The 14,270-nt window shown below is 68.5% G+C and carries 12 protein-coding genes and 1 tRNA gene; 12 read left to right on the forward strand and 1 reads right to left on the reverse strand.

Features of this window, described 5'->3' with window-relative positions; all coding sequences use genetic code 11:
- Nucleotides 1-134 precede the first annotated feature (134 nt).
- The 5 genes from fdhE (at nt 135) to selD (ending at nt 5,701) form a co-directional block, all read left to right on the forward strand.
- Nucleotides 135-1,118 (forward strand): formate dehydrogenase accessory protein FdhE, encoded by a 984-nt coding sequence (gene fdhE, locus V3B25_RS21880; RefSeq protein ID WP_329811494.1) that lies wholly within the window; start codon nt 135-137, stop codon nt 1,116-1,118.
- A 4-nt stretch (nt 1,119-1,122) separates the two neighbouring features.
- Nucleotides 1,123-2,547 carry an L-seryl-tRNA(Sec) selenium transferase gene (gene selA, locus V3B25_RS21885; protein WP_329811493.1) on the forward strand — a complete coding sequence of 475 codons (1,425 nt, stop codon included), beginning with the start codon at nt 1,123-1,125 and terminating at the stop codon, nt 2,545-2,547.
- Nucleotides 2,544-4,475 carry a selenocysteine-specific translation elongation factor gene (gene selB / locus V3B25_RS21890; RefSeq protein ID WP_201117232.1) on the forward strand — a complete coding sequence of 644 codons (1,932 nt, stop codon included), beginning with the start codon at nt 2,544-2,546 and terminating at the stop codon, nt 4,473-4,475. Before selA ends, selB begins: the two co-directional genes overlap by 4 nt.
- Before the next feature lie 24 nt (nt 4,476-4,499).
- Nucleotides 4,500-4,595, forward strand: a tRNA-Sec gene (locus V3B25_RS21895).
- 26 nt (nt 4,596-4,621) lie between these two features.
- On the forward strand, nt 4,622-5,701 hold the full coding sequence (selD, locus tag V3B25_RS21900; protein WP_049422647.1) for a selenide, water dikinase SelD: 1,080 nt from the start codon (nt 4,622-4,624) through the stop codon (nt 5,699-5,701).
- A 65-nt stretch (nt 5,702-5,766) separates the two neighbouring features.
- On the opposite strand, the gene V3B25_RS21905 is transcribed toward selD, so the two are convergent.
- On the reverse strand, nt 5,767-6,627 hold the full coding sequence (locus V3B25_RS21905) for a YicC/YloC family endoribonuclease (protein WP_019661992.1): 861 nt from the start codon (nt 6,625-6,627) through the stop codon (nt 5,767-5,769).
- 124 nt (nt 6,628-6,751) lie between these two features.
- Here V3B25_RS21905 and rph point away from each other — a divergent pair, with 124 nt between their 5' ends.
- From rph to pepQ, 7 genes are all read left to right on the forward strand, one after another.
- Nucleotides 6,752-7,477, forward strand: a complete 726-nt coding sequence (gene rph, locus V3B25_RS21910; protein ID WP_049426699.1) for a ribonuclease PH — start codon at nt 6,752-6,754, stop codon at nt 7,475-7,477.
- Complete coding sequence (locus V3B25_RS21915) at nt 7,474-7,863, forward strand: VOC family protein (protein WP_049400723.1); 390 nt, start codon at nt 7,474-7,476, stop codon at nt 7,861-7,863. Before rph ends, V3B25_RS21915 begins: the two co-directional genes overlap by 4 nt.
- Nucleotides 7,860-8,456 carry an RdgB/HAM1 family non-canonical purine NTP pyrophosphatase gene (rdgB, locus tag V3B25_RS21920; protein ID WP_049422649.1) on the forward strand — a complete coding sequence of 199 codons (597 nt, stop codon included), beginning with the start codon at nt 7,860-7,862 and terminating at the stop codon, nt 8,454-8,456. Before V3B25_RS21915 ends, rdgB begins: the two co-directional genes overlap by 4 nt.
- A gap of 56 nt (nt 8,457-8,512) precedes the next feature.
- Nucleotides 8,513-9,739, forward strand: a complete 1,227-nt coding sequence (gene hemW / locus V3B25_RS21925; protein ID WP_329811492.1) for a radical SAM family heme chaperone HemW — start codon at nt 8,513-8,515, stop codon at nt 9,737-9,739.
- A gap of 194 nt (nt 9,740-9,933) precedes the next feature.
- Nucleotides 9,934-12,213, forward strand: a complete 2,280-nt coding sequence (locus V3B25_RS21930; RefSeq protein WP_329811491.1) for a DUF1631 family protein — start codon at nt 9,934-9,936, stop codon at nt 12,211-12,213.
- Entirely contained in the window at nt 12,210-12,584 is a 375-nt protein-coding gene (locus V3B25_RS21935) for a PilZ domain-containing protein (RefSeq protein WP_180838787.1), read from the forward strand. The genes V3B25_RS21930 and V3B25_RS21935 overlap by 4 nt, the downstream gene beginning before the upstream one ends.
- A gap of 75 nt (nt 12,585-12,659) precedes the next feature.
- The gene (pepQ, locus tag V3B25_RS21940; protein ID WP_132810728.1) at nt 12,660-13,991 is read left to right on the forward strand and encodes a Xaa-Pro dipeptidase; all 1,332 of its coding nucleotides are present in this window, start codon (nt 12,660-12,662) and stop codon (nt 13,989-13,991) included.
- Nucleotides 13,992-14,270 lie beyond the last annotated feature (279 nt).

Genomic DNA, 14,270 nt, shown 5'->3' on the forward strand with positions numbered 1-14,270 from the left:
ACACGATGAACATGGCAATGATCGAAACCGGCTTTTGTAGAGTCGAGCCATGCTCGACTGCTTTGCCTGGAACACGCTGGACGCCGGCGTCGACAACGGCGAGGATGGAGCCTGGTTCTTCTGGCTGGCCCTGCATGGCGCAACGCATCCTTGAACCCGGTGAGATCGAGACGCTGGCCTCGCGCGATGTTCCGCGCATCATCCTGCCCGATACCGCGTCGCTGTTTGCCGGACGTGCGGACCGCCTGCGCAGTCTGGCTGCACACAGTGCCATCGGTGGTTACCTGCAGCTGCTGGCGGCGTTGGCCGATGCGCAGCAGGCGCTGCTGGAGGATCTGACACCGCAGCAACGCGAGGAACTTCAGGCACAGGCGCGTGCACAGCAGTCGAGTGCGGCAGCCGGCTCCGGGATGCCGTTGCGGCCCGCCAACACACTTCAGCTGGATGGACGCTGGCGCGGCTGGCTGCGCACGCTATGCCAGCACTGCGCTGAAGAAGCCGGGCTGCCGGCGGAAACCCGCCAGGAACTGCAGCGCGTTGCTGCTGCCGATGACGGGTGGCTGGATGCGCAGGCGCATGCGGTGCTGGAGCGTGATGACGCGCCGTCGGTGGATGCGGTGGCTGCGCTGCTGGTGATGAACGCGCTGCAGGTCTACTGGGCGGTGCTGGCGGACAGCTTCCGCCCCACCGAGCTGAAGCCACTGGCCGATGCACCGGGGCTGTGCCCGCTGTGCGGCACCCTGCCGGTGGTCAGCGTGGTGCAGGCGCGGCCGCCCTATGCCTCCTACCGCTACCTGTCGTGCTCGCTGTGTGCCTGCCAGTGGCACTACGTACGCGTGCAGTGCAGCCAGTGTGGTGCCGCCGGCAAGGACATCGCCTACCGCGCCCTGGCCGATGTGGACGGCGACAGCGGCGAGGCGGTGCGCGAGAGCGCGGTCCGGGCCGAGACCTGCGACCACTGCCACAGCTATCGCAAGATCCTGTATCTGGAGAAAGACCCGTCGCTGGAGCCGGTGGCCGATGACCTCGGCACGCTGGCGCTGGATCTGCTGCTGGCAGAGGAGGGCTATGCGCGTGCCAGCCAGAATCCGCTGCTGTGGCAATCCGACGGCGAGTGAGGCGATGACAGCCACGCCCCCCATCCCGGCATCGGTTTCCGCCCTGCCCTCGCTGGACCGGTTGCTGCGTCTGCCTGCCCTGGCAGCACTGATCGAGGGCCACGGCCGCAGCCGTATCACCCAGCTGCTGCGTTCGCACCTGCAGGTGCTGCGCGACCGTATCAGCGCCGGCCAGCTCTCGGCCACGCAGCTGCAGGAAGCGGTTAACGGCCCGGCGCTGGTGGCAGCAGTCGAGGCCGCACTGGCTGCTGACGCACGGCAGGATCTGCAGCCGATGTTCAATCTGACCGGCACCGTGCTGCACACCAATCTCGGCCGCGCCTTGCTGCCGGATGCCGCCGTGCACGCGGTCACCCGCGCGATGACCGCACCGGTGGATCTGGAGTTCGACATCAGCCGCGGCCGTCGCGGCGACCGCGATGCACGGGTGCAGGCATTGATCTGCGAACTGACCGGCGCAGAAGCCGCCACCGTGGTCAACAACAATGCGGCGGCGGTCCTGCTGCTGCTCAACAGCCTGGCCAACCGCCGCGACGTGGTGGTGTCACGCGGCGAGCTGGTGGAGATCGGTGGCGCCTTCCGCATTCCCGATGTGATGCGCAGTGCCGGCGCGCGGCTGCTGGAAGTCGGCACCACCAACCGCACTCACCCGGCCGACTTCGCCAATGTCATCGGCACGCGCACCGCGCTGCTGATGGAGGTGCACGCCAGCAACTATGCGATCACCGGCTTCACCGCCAAGGTCGACACCGCGGCGATGGCAGCCATCGCGCACGAGCACGGCCTGCCGCTTGTGGTGGATCTGGGCAGTGGCAGCCTGTGCGTTCTGGCGGCCTTCGGCCTGCCGCACGAGCCCACCGTGCAGGAAACGCTGGCGGCCGGCGCCGACCTGGTGTCGTTCAGTGGCGACAAGCTGCTGGGCGGGCCGCAGGCCGGCATCATCGCCGGCCGCGCCGACCTGATCGCGCGGATCAACCGCAACCCGCTGAAGCGGGCACTGCGCATGGACAAGATGGGCCTGGCCGCACTGGAAGCAGTGCTGGCCCTGTACCGCGAGCCGGAGCTGCTGGCACAGCGACTGCCGACCCTGCGCACCCTGTCACGCACGCAGGAGGACATCGATGTGCAGGCCCAGCGCCTGCTGCAGCCGATGCGTTCCGTGCTCGCGGCCGACTACGATCTTGAACGGTCACCAATGCAGAGCCAGATCGGCAGCGGCGCCCAGCCACAGGCGCAGCTGGCCAGCGCCGGACTGCGCATTACCAGCGCGCGCCGTGGCGGACTGGATCGCCTGGCCAAGCGCTTGCGTCAGCTGCCGCGACCCGTGCTGGGCCGCATTGCCGATGACGCGCTGTGGCTGGACCTGCGCTGCCTGGAACCGGCCGACGAAGCCGACTTCCTCGCCCAGTGGAGCACGCTGCAGGCATGATCGTCGGCACCGCCGGGCATATCGACCATGGCAAAACCAGCCTGGTACGCGCACTGACCGGCATCGAAACCGATCGCCTGCAGGAAGAGCGAACGCGCGGTATATCGATCGAACTGGGCTACGCCTATGTCCCGGTGGAAAGCAGGGACGCCGAAGGCCCGGCTGCGACGCTGGGTTTCGTCGACGTGCCAGGCCATGAGCGCTTCGTGCACACGATGGTGGCCGGCGCCACGGGTATCGATGTCGCCCTGCTGGTGATCGCTGCCGACGACGGCGTGATGCCACAGACCCGCGAGCATCTGGCCATCCTGCAGCTGCTGGGCGTGGATCGCGGCGCGGTGGCGCTGACCAAGATCGACCGTGTGGATGCGGCGCGCCTCGCCCGGGTCGAGATCGAGATTGCTGCGCTGCTGGCCGCGACACCGCTGCAGGAATCTCCTCTGTTCGCCTGCAACAGCACCGCACCCGACGATGCCGGCATCAGCGCACTGCGTACCCAGCTGCACGCATGGGCGGCGGACGATGCCAGTACACGCCAGGCCGAACTGCGCAGCGAACTGTTCCGCATGCCGGTGGACCGCGTGTTCTCGCTGGCCGGCCACGGCACGCTGGTGACCGGCGCGGTACATGGCGGCATCGCCGCGGTGGGTGAGCATCTGCAGCTGATGCCAGCCGCCACCGACGTGCGCGTGCGCAGCATCCATGCGCAGAACCAGGCCAGCGAGCACGCGATGGCTGGGCAACGCTGCGCGCTGAACCTGGCCGCCATCGCCCGCGACGACATCCGCCGTGGCGACTGGATTGCCGATCCACGCGCGCTGCTGGCCACTACCCGCGTCGACGTGCGCCTGCGACTTTCCGCACTGGCGCCGCCACTGCGCGACTGGTCACCGCTGCACATCCACTGGGGCACGATGCACCGGCAGGCCCATGTGGTGCTGCTGGAAGACCACGATCACGGCGATGGTCAGTTGGTGCAGCTGGTGTTCGATGCACCAGTCTGCGCGATGTGTGGCGATCGTTTCATCGCCCGTGATTCAGCAGCCACCCACACACTGGGCGGTGGCGTCGTGCTCGATCCGGATCCTCCGCAGCGGCGTCGGCGCAGTCCTGCGCGGCTGGCCTGGCTGGGGGCACTGGAGCAGCTGGCGGCCGGTGCCGGTGTTGTCCCGCTGCTGCAGCAGGCACCTGCCGGCATTCCCCTCACCGCGCTGCAACGCTATTGCCGACGCGCCGCCGACCGCATCGACCTGCCCGAGGACGCGCGACGCATCGCGACCCGCGATGACGCGGTGATCATCCTCGCACCGCACTGGCAAGCACTGCGCGAGCAGGTGATCACCTCGCTGCGCGGCTGGCACGAGCGACGCCCCGACGAACCCGGCGTCGACAGCGGGCGCCTGCAGCGCAGTACCCTGCCCTCGCTTGCAGCGAGCCTCTGGAATGCGCTGCTGCAGGACCTGCTGGCTGATGGCACGCTGCAGCGCGTGGGCGCGTGGTGGCGCCTGCCCGGCCATCACCATGCGCCACCGGAACGCGAACGCCTTCTGCTGGAACGCGTGCTGCCGCAACTGCACGCCGGTGGCTTCGATCCACCGTGGGTGCGCACCCTGGCCGCCGACATCGGACTGGCCGAAGACGAGGTCCGCGCCGTCCTGCGTCGCGCCGCCGCGCGTGGCGATCTGTTCCAGGTGGTGCCCGACCTGTTCTATGCGCCGGCCCGCATCGCCGAGTTGGCCACGATCGTCGCGCAGCTGTCACAGGCCAGCGGCACGGTGGATGCGGCGGCGTTCCGCGATGCCATCGGCCTGGGCCGCAAACGCAGCATCCAGATCTTGGAGTTCTTCAATCGCGTTGGCTACACTCGACGCGTCGGTGACCAGCATCGGCCGCGCGGCGACCTGCAGTGGAACGCAGCCCGCGACTGAGCCCACCGGTACCGCCGTACTTTCGGAAGGCATGCGCATCCGGGCATGCGGCTGGGCTTCAAACCCAGTAGGGGGCGTCGATCGTTCCCTGGTAGGTTCGACTCCTGCTGCCTTCCGCCATTCGCGTTCCCGCAGGAGATGTCGGCATGGCCACGCACGCGCAGTCCCCCGCTCCTTCAACGGCCGATGCCCCGCAACGACTGACGTCTCTCGCGCATGGCGGTGGCTGCGGCTGCAAGATCGCGCCCGGCGTGCTGACCGAACTGCTGCGCGGGGTTCCAGCGCTTCCAGCACCGGCCGAGCTGCTGGTCGGCCGCGAGACCAGCGACGACGCCGCGGTGTATCGCCTCGATGACCGGCAGGCAATCGTCGCCACCACCGACTTCTTCATGCCGATTGTCGACGACCCGTTCGACTTCGGCCGCATCGCCGCCACCAATGCGCTGTCGGACCTGTACGCGATGGGCGCGCGCCCGCTGTTCGCACTGGCCATCGTCGGCATGCCGATCAACAGCCTGCCGCAGGACACCATCCGCGGCATCCTGCAGGGTGGCGAACGCGCCTGTGCTGATGCCGGCATCGTGGTGGCTGGTGGCCACAGCATCGATTCGGTGGAACCCATCTACGGCCTGGCCGCGATCGGCGTGCTCGATCCGCAGCGGCTCAAGCGCAATGCCGATGCCCGCGCCGGCGATGTGCTGGTGCTGGGCAAGCCGTTGGGCGTGGGTGTGTATTCGTCGGCGCTGAAGAAAGAAGTGCTGGATGCCGAGGGCTACCGTCAGATGATCGAGTCGACCACCCGCCTGAACAGCGTGGGCCTGCCCCTTGCCGCGCTGGACGGCGTGCATGCCATGACCGACGTCACCGGCTTCGGCCTGCTCGGCCACCTGCTGGAAGTGTGCCGCGCCAGTGGCGTGGCCGCCGAGGTGGACAGTGCACAGGTGCCGCTGCTGCCGCAGACCCTGGACCTGCTGCAGCGTGGCTGCGTAACCGGCGCCTCCAACCGCAACTGGGCCTCGTATGGCGCCGAGGTGCGCTTCGCCGAGGGCTTGGCCGCCCACTGGCAGCCACTGCTGACCGACCCGCAGACCAGCGGCGGCCTGCTGGTGTCCTGTGCGCCGGAAGCGTTGGATGCGGTGCTGGCCTGCTTCCACGACGCCGGATTCGGCCAGGCGGCCGTGGTGGGGCGCTTGAGCGGGGGAGCGCCGGCCGTCAGGGTGCACTGATGCACTGATGCGCTGAAACAACAAGGGCACCCGAAGGCGCCCCTGCTGTACGGCTGGATGCAACATCACTCGATGTTCTGCACCTGTTCGCGGATCTGGTCGATCAGCACCTTCAGCTCCACCGCCGCATTGGACGTACGGCTGTCCACCGACTTGGAGCCCAGCGTATTGGCTTCGCGGTTGAACTCCTGCAGCAGGAAGTCCAGGCGGCGGCCGACCGGTTCGCGCTGCTTGAGCACGCGCCGGATCTCGACGATATGGCTGCCGAGGCGGTCCAGCTCTTCATCCACGTCCAGCTTCTGCAGCCACAGCACCAGCTCCTGCTCGGCGCGGCCGGGGTCGACCGGGTGCGGCAGGTCAGCCAGGCGGGCGGCCAGCTTGGCGCGCTGGCCGTCGCGAATGGCCGGGATCAAGGTGCGCACTTCGGTAGCGATGCGTTCGATGCCGTCCACGCGCTCGCTGATGGCCGCGGACAACTTGCCGCCTTCGCGCTCACGGGCCTCGACGAAGCCATCCAGCACCTGGTCCAGCAGGGCCAGTGCCTCGACCTGCAGGGCGGCGGCATCGGTGGCCTCGCCACGGGTGACGCCCGGCAGCTGCAGCAGATCGGTGAAGCTGACCTGCAGATTGGGGAAATCGGAGGTCAGGCGGTGCGCCAGGCGGCCCAGCTGGCCCAGCAGGGCCTCGTCCACCTGCAGGTTGGCGGCCGCTTCCGGCGCGCGCAGGCGCATCACCAGATCCAGCTTGCCGCGGCTCAGGCGCGCGGCAATGCGCTCGCGCAGCTGCGGCTCCAGCGCCCGCAGTTCCTCGGGCAGGCGGGTGCCGACCTCCAGGAAGCGGTGGTTGACCGAGCGCAGCTCGCAGCCCAGCGTGCCCCACGGGGTGACCCGCTCGCCGCCGGCGTAGGCGGTCATGCTTCGAATCATGGATTGTGTCCGGTGCGTGCAAAGGGGGAATGGTACCCTAGCGCCCTCACCAGAGCCCCCTTGCCCGCCCCGTGAAGGCCGCGGGCGTGGCGGCGTACTCCCTCGCCATTACGGAACCCGCACCATGTCCGATTCCCGCCCCAGCGGCCGCCAGCCCGACCAGCTCCGCCCGGTCGTCATCCAACGCGGCTTCACCCGCCACGCCGAAGGTTCGGTGCTGGTGTGCTTCGGTGAAACCCGTGTGCTGTGCACCGCCAGCGTCGAGAACCGCGTGCCGGGCTTCCTGCGCGGCAAGGGCGAAGGCTGGGTGACCGCCGAGTACGGCATGCTGCCGCGCGCCACCCACACCCGCAGCGACCGTGAAGCCGCCCGTGGCAAGCAGGGCGGCCGCACCCTGGAGATCCAGCGCCTGATCGGCCGCAGCCTGCGCGCCTGCGTGGACCGCAACGCGCTGGGCGAACGCACCATCACCCTGGACTGCGACGTGCTGCAGGCCGACGGTGGCACCCGCACCGCCGCCATCACCGGTGCCTACGTGGCCCTGGTCGATGCGGTGAACGTGCTGATGAAGCGCGGCGACATCAAGCGCAACCCGATCCTGGGCGCCGTGGCAGCGGTGTCGGTGGGCGTCTACCGCGGCACCCCGGTGCTGGACCTGGACTACGCCGAAGACAGCGACTGCGACACCGACATGAACGTGGTGATGAACGACGGCGGTGGCTTCATCGAACTGCAGGGCACCGCCGAAGGCCATGCCTTCCGTCGCGACGAACTGGATGCGCTGCTGGGCCTGGCCGAGAAGGGCGTGGCCGAACTGCTGGCCGCACAGCAGGCGGCGCTGTCGGCATGAACCGGCGCATCGCCCTGACCACCCTGGTGGTGGCCGACTATGACGAAGCCATTGCCTGGTACACCGGCAAGCTCGGCTTCGCACTGCTGGAGGACATCGACCAGGGCCACAAGCGCTGGGTGGTGGTGGGGCCGACCGACGGCAGCGCTGCCGCCCTGCTGCTGGCCCGCGCCAGCGACGAGGAACAGCGCAGCCGCATCGGCAACCAGACCGGTGGCCGCGTCGCCTTCTTCCTCAACACCGACGACTTCCACCGCGACCACACGGCGATGCTGGCCGCCGGGGTCGAATTCCTGGAAGCGCCGCGCGAAGAACCCTATGCAACGGTCGCGGTGTTCCGCGATCTGTATGGCAACACCTGGGACCTGCTGGAGCCCCGTCAATGAAGAAACTGGTACTGGCCAGCCACAACGCCGGCAAGCTGGTGGAGATGCAGGAGATCCTCGCCGACCTGCCGCTGCAGATCACCTCGGCCGCCGAGCTTGGCCTGGGCGACGTGGAAGAAACCGGCCTGACCTTCGTAGAGAACGCGCTGCTGAAGGCGCGCGCGGCCTGCGAAGCGACCGGCCTGCCGGCGCTGGCCGATGATTCGGGGCTGATCGTCGATGCCCTCGGCGGTGCACCGGGCCTGTACAGCGCGCGCTATGCCGGCCACCCGACCAATGCCGCGGCCAACAACGCCAAGCTGCTGGAGGCGATGGCCGACATCCCCGATGGCCAGCGCGGTGCCCGCTTCTATGCGGTGATCGTGCTGCTGCGCCACGCCACCGATCCGCAGCCGCTGATCTGCGAAGGTCGCTGGGAGGGCCAGATCATCCGTGAACTGCGCGGCACGAATGGATTCGGCTACAACCCGGTGTTCCTTGACACCACCCACGGCCTGACCGCTGCGGAGATGGAGCCGGCACTGAAGAACGCCATCAGCCACCGTGCCCTCGCCCTGCAACAGCTCAAGCAGCAGTTGGCGACGCTGTACTGACGCCACCCGATCGAACCAGGGAAGCCGGCCAGCGGCCGGCACTACCGAAGAAGCCCATGCCGCACGCCCACGACCACTGCAACCACCTGCCCGGCGAAGCCTGTTCGGCGGACCACGACACTTCGGTACGACTGGTGCCACCCCCGCTGTCGCTGTACGTGCACCTGCCGTGGTGCGTGCGCAAATGCCCGTACTGCGATTTCAATTCGCACCAGGCCAAGGGCGAGCTGCCGTTCGATGCCTACATCGATGCCCTGCTGCGCGACCTCGACCAGGACCTGCCGCTGGTCTGGGGTCGGGTGGTGCACAGCGTGTTCTTCGGTGGCGGCACGCCCAGCCTGTTCCCGCCGGAAGCGATCGACCGCTTCCTGCAGCAGGCCAGCGCCCGCCTGCGCTTCGCACCCAATGCCGAAATCACCCTGGAAACCAACCCGGGCACCGCCGAGCATGGCCGCTTCGACCGCTATCGCGCGGCCGGCGTCAATCGCCTCAGCTTCGGTATCCAGAGTTTCGACGATGCGATGCTCAAGCGCCTGGGCCGCATCCACGACAGTGGCGAAGCCGAGCGCGCGGTGAAGATGGCGCAGGACGCGGGTTACGACAACTTCAACATCGACCTGATGTACGCGCTGCCGGAACAGACCCTGGCCGGTGCCGAGGCTGATCTGGAACGCGCGTTCGCGCTGCAGCCGGCACACATCTCGCACTACCAGCTGACCCTGGAACCGAACACGGTGTTCTTCGCGCGGCCGCCGCAGGGCATTCCCGATGAAGACAACGCCTGGGACATGCAGGAACACTGCCAGGCGCTGCTGGCGCAGGCCGGTTTCGGCCAGTACGAGGTGAGCGCCTACGCACGCCCTGGCCGGCAGAGCGCGCACAACCTGAACTACTGGCGCTTCGGCGATTACCTGGGCATCGGTGCCGGCGCGCACGGCAAGATCAGCTCGGGCGCCGAGGAACACTTGCTGCGACGCTGGAAGCTGAAGCATCCGCAGGCTTATCTGGACAGCGCGGGCACCCCGGCCTCGTTCGGGGGTGACGATGTGATCGCGCCTGAGCGCCTGCCCTTCGAGTACATGCTGAATCTGCTGCGCCTGCACGAAGGCTTCGGCCTGCGCGATTTCGAGTCGCGTACCGGGCTGTCGCGCAGCGTGCTGGATGCACCGTTGGCCGAGGCCGTGCAGCACGGCTGGCTGGACGTGACCGATGGCCATGTGCAGCCGACCGAACTGGGCCGCCGCTTCACCAACGATGTGGTGAGCCTGTTCCTGGAGGAGTGATCCTCGCCTGACAGGGGGTAGTGGCCGGCGCGCGGCCGGCCCCCCGCCCGGCCCGCCCCGCGCCCGCCACTACCGTTCATCGGTCGGGCCATGCCTGGCGAATGGGATGCACATTCGCCCTAAAGTAGCGCCGACAGCGGCCGACACGGTAGATTCACCAGATCGATCCGCGGGAATCCGGATACCGCCTGCCGATGTCAGCTGTCTTTTCCATCACTCCTGCCGACAAGAACCGCCTGGCCGCCAGCGACCTGCCACCGCGGGTACGTGAGCTGCTGGGCGCGCTGATCGGCCTGTGCCGGCAGACGCTGGCCGCGCCCCTGATCCTTACTGTCGAAGCGCTGGAGCAGACCCTGCTGCACGACGCCGATCGCGCACGCAATCCGCAGCAGCAGGCCGAACTGATGGCCCAGCGTGGACAGCTGCACGCCTTCGCTGGCCACTTCGCCGACCGCATGCTCGATGCCGTTGCCGACGCCCTCGCACGGTTGCGCGAACCGGCCAACGGTGTCAGCACCAGTGCTACGCCGCCAGCGCTGCCGGGCATGCTCGGGCTGTCGCTGGTTGATGAGCACGAAGTGGATCGCGACCTGCTGCTGACCGAGATGGTGCGGCGCGAAACCCTGCGTTCAACCAACACACTGAACCTGCTCGGCCAACGCCTGGGGGTACTGGCGGCGGCGCCGGCCTTCGAGGCCGACACCCTGCCGCTGGCGCCGCAGGCACTGTGCGCGATGGTGCGCCGGATTGCCGAACAGGACGCGCTGAGCGTCGAGGTGCAGCTGGCGCTGTATCGCAGTTTCGAACGACAGGTGCTGGAACGGCTGGGCGATATCCTTGACCGTGCCAATGCGCTGCTGGCCCAGTCCGGCGTACTGCCTGGGCTGGTCTACACCCCCTACCTGGCACGCTCGTCGAGCACGCGGCGGATCATCACCCAGTCGGTGGGTGGCGGCCGCACCACGCAGCCGGCCAAGCGCAGCGCGGCCCCCCTGACCGGCTGGAACGGTTCGGCACCGGCCGGCTCCTGGTCCAGCCTGGTACAGGACGCCTTCCACGAGGGTGGCGCAGCCGGCCCCGCCACGCCGGGCGTGACCACATCCACCGGCAGTGCTTTGCATGAGCTGCTGCAGCAGGCCCGGCACGCCAGCCCTTCCCCGGCGAACAGTGGCGCAGTGCCCAGTGCGGCAGTCGACGCGGTACTCGCGCGCCTGCAGGCTCAGTCCAGTGCGGCAACCGGCGTGGCCGACCTGCAGGCCGCCGTGGTCGCGCAGCTGCGCAGCGAGCATGGTGCGCAGGCCCAGCTGGGCAGTCACGATCGGGACAACCTGGACCTGCTGCGCATGCTGATGCAGCAGGTGCAACAGCAGCAGCGTCCCGATCCGGTGCCGGCCGCCCTGCTGGCCCGCCTGCAGGTGCCCCTGGCACGTGCGGCAATGGCCGATCCGGGCTTCTTCGTACGTGACGAGCACCCGGCGCGCGAGCTGCTCAACCAGATTGCCGAAGTCGGCGCCAACTGGCTGGGCGACGATGACGTCGACCCACAGCTGCTGCAGCGCATGGCGCAGAGCGTGCAGGGCCTGCTGGGGCAGGATGCGCGCGCACCGGAGGCCTTTGCCGCCGCCAACGAAGACGTGCAGCAGCACCAGCGCGCGGCGGCCCATCGTGCCGAACTGGCCGAGCGCCGCCACGTGGAAGCCGCGCGCGGCAAGGAACGATTGGAACTGGCCCGTCGCCAGGCCACCGCACAGATCGACCAGTGCTGCGACACGCAGTCGCCACCGCGCTTCGTGCAGACCCTGTTGCGCCAGGCCTGGGCCGATGCACTGACCCTCACCCGCCTGCGCCATGGCGATGATTCGCCACAGTGGCAGGAACGCCTGCAACAGACCGAGCGCATCGCTGCCATCACCGCACAGGCCATCGACGCCCCCGGCGGCACCGATACCGCGTTGGCAGCGGACGTGGAGGCCGCACTGCTGCAGGTCGGCTACCACGCCGAGGAAGCCGCCGCCGTCGCGCGCAGGCTGGCCACGCCCGGCGGCGAGGATGAAAGCACCTCGCGTACCGAACTCAGTGCCCGCCTGAAGGCACGTGCACGCCTGGGCGAACACGCCGGCACGCCCACCGGCACGGCACCTGCAACGCCCCGCAGCAGTGCCGAAGAAGCTGCCTACCAGCAGCTGTCCACGCTGCCGTTCGGCAGCTGGTTCGACATCGATACCGGTGATGGCACGCTGCGCCGCCAGCGCCTGTCCTGGTACAGCCTGCTGACCGGCCACGCCCTGTTCGTCAATCCACGCGGGCAGAAGATCACCGATACCGACCTGGATACGCTGGCACGGCAGATCAGTGCCGGGCGCGCGCAACTGGTCACCGAAGACAAGGGCCGGCTGGTCGACCGCGCCTGGGAAGCCAGCCTTGGTGCGCTGCGCGCACTGGCCACGGGCCGCGCACAGGAGACCCCCGCATGAAAGCCGTACCGCCGCAGGACACCCGCCGCGCGCCGCGCCGCCAGGTCTCGGACCTGGTGCCGGTCACCGACCAGATGCGCGAGTGCGTGGTCGGGCGCCTCGGCAATGTCTCCGAAACCGGCATGCTGATGCTGGCCAGCGTGCCGCTGCGCGAGGATGCGCTGTACCAGCTGCGCTTCCCGTTGCCACTGGGTGATGGCCGCCAGCAGGCCATCGATGTGGGCGTGCACCTGCTGTGGAGCGAGCCCGCACACGTTCCCGGCCAGAGCTGGACCGGCTTCCGCTTCCTGACCCTGTCACGTGAGCATCGGCAGCTGCTGCGCCAGTGGGTGGGCGAGGACAGCGACGAGGGACCGGTTTCGACGGTCTGAGTGCCGGTTCCGGCACAGCGGTTTTTCGCGGTATGCGGCAGAATCTAGGGCCGTTTCCCGTGTCGAGCCACCGCAATGATCCAGCAAGACCCCGGCGCCCTGTATTCCGACCACCTGGCCGTGCTGTGCCGACGTGCCGAACAGGCGCTGGCCCGCGGCGGCTTCGATCACCTGGTGGTGCCCAGCGGCACCCTGCACTACCAGGTGTTCGACGACCGCGACTACCCGTATGCGGTGAATCCGCAGTTCAAGGCCTGGCTGCCGCTGACCCGCGTGCCCAACAGCTGGATCGTATTCACCCCCGGCAAGCGCCCGGCGGTGATCTTCCACCAGCCGTTCGATTACTGGCACGTGGTACCGGACGCACCCAGCGGCTGGTGGGTGGAGCACTTCGACATCCACATCATCCGCAAGCCCGAAGAGGCGCTGGCGCTGCTGCCGGCCGACCCGTCGCGCTGCGCGATCCTCGGCGAGCCGCAGAGCACGCTGGGCAACTACGTGCCGAACAACCCGGCGCCGGTGGTGAACTACCTGGAATGGCACCGCGGCAGCAAGACGCCGTATGAAATCGCGCTGATGCGCCAGGCGCAGGTGCTGGGCGTGCGCGGCCACCGTGCCGCCGAAGCCGCGTTCCGCAACGGCGCCGACGAGTTCAGCATCCACATGGCGTACTGCCAGGCCGTCGGCCAGGACGCCAACGAGCTGCCCTACGGCAACATCGTGGCGTTGAACGAACATGCCGCCGTGCTGCATTACACCGAGCTGGGCCGCAAGGCGCCGCAGCCGCTGCGCAGCTTCCTGATCGATGCTGGTGCCAGCGCGCACGGCTACGCCAGCGACATCACCCGCACCTACGCCGCGCAGGGCCACGACGAGTTCGCCGCGATGATCGCCGCCGTCGACGCTGCCCAGCAGCAGATGTGCGCAGCGGTGCGCCCGGGCTTCGACTACAAGCAGCTGCACGTGGACGCACATCTTTCGCTGATGGGCGTGCTGAAGGACTTCGGCGTGATCAAGGTCTCGCCGCAGACCGCAGTGGAAACCGGCGTCAGCGCCGCGTTCTTCCCGCACGGCATCGGCCACCTGATCGGTCTGCAGGTGCACGACGTGGCCGGTTTCGCAGCCAGCGACGAAGGCGGCCGCATCGAGCGCCCGGCGGGCCACCCGTACCTGCGCCTGACCCGCGTGCTGGAACCGGGCATGGTGGTGACCATCGAGCCGGGCCTGTACTTCATCGACATGCTGTTGAACGAAGTGAAGGACGCCGGCCATGGCGATGCGATCAACTGGGACCGCGTGGACTTCTTCCGTCCGTATGGTGGCATCCGCATCGAAGACGAAGTGCTGTGCACCGAGGGCGAAGCGGACAACCTGACACGGCCGGAGTTTGCGGCGGCCAACGGCTGAGCCCCTCGTGGTTGGTCGCAGAAGTCAAAAGCCCCGCCTCTGACAGTTTCCTGCCGCGTTCAACCACGGAAAAGAAAAAGAAAAGCAGAAGCGGGTCGCTCGCTGCGCTCGCTCTGTGTCGACCAAGGTCGACACCTACCAACAGCCGCGCGTTCCAACGGCCGCAGTCGCCAGTAGATCCACGCCATGCTTGGAGGATTCATTCGATATCTGACAGATGTGCCGACCAACGGTCGGCACCCACCAACAGCCGCGTGAACCTGTCGAAGGCGGGGCCCG

Origin of the sequence: Stenotrophomonas sp. SMYL8, assembly GCF_036320065.1 — a bacterium.
Taxonomy (GTDB): Bacteria; Pseudomonadota; Gammaproteobacteria; order Xanthomonadales; family Xanthomonadaceae; genus Stenotrophomonas; species Stenotrophomonas maltophilia_A.

Coding starts and splice junctions, on each gene's coding strand:
- V3B25_RS21905 (WP_019661992.1), bottom strand. CDS start 6,627: ATGATTCGAAGCATGACCGCCTACGCCGGCGGCGAGCGGGTCACCCCG.
- V3B25_RS21930 (WP_329811491.1), top strand. CDS start 9,934: ATGTCAGCTGTCTTTTCCATCACTCCTGCCGACAAGAACCGCCTGGCC.
- rdgB (WP_049422649.1), top strand. CDS start 7,860: ATGAAGAAACTGGTACTGGCCAGCCACAACGCCGGCAAGCTGGTGGAG.
- hemW (WP_329811492.1), top strand. CDS start 8,513: ATGCCGCACGCCCACGACCACTGCAACCACCTGCCCGGCGAAGCCTGT.
- selA (WP_329811493.1), top strand. CDS start 1,123: ATGACAGCCACGCCCCCCATCCCGGCATCGGTTTCCGCCCTGCCCTCG.
- selD (WP_049422647.1), top strand. CDS start 4,622: ATGGCCACGCACGCGCAGTCCCCCGCTCCTTCAACGGCCGATGCCCCG.
- selB (WP_201117232.1), top strand. CDS start 2,544: ATGATCGTCGGCACCGCCGGGCATATCGACCATGGCAAAACCAGCCTG.
- V3B25_RS21935 (WP_180838787.1), top strand. CDS start 12,210: ATGAAAGCCGTACCGCCGCAGGACACCCGCCGCGCGCCGCGCCGCCAG.
- pepQ (WP_132810728.1), top strand. CDS start 12,660: ATGATCCAGCAAGACCCCGGCGCCCTGTATTCCGACCACCTGGCCGTG.
- V3B25_RS21915 (WP_049400723.1), top strand. CDS start 7,474: ATGAACCGGCGCATCGCCCTGACCACCCTGGTGGTGGCCGACTATGAC.
- fdhE (WP_329811494.1), top strand. CDS start 135: ATGGCGCAACGCATCCTTGAACCCGGTGAGATCGAGACGCTGGCCTCG.
- rph (WP_049426699.1), top strand. CDS start 6,752: ATGTCCGATTCCCGCCCCAGCGGCCGCCAGCCCGACCAGCTCCGCCCG.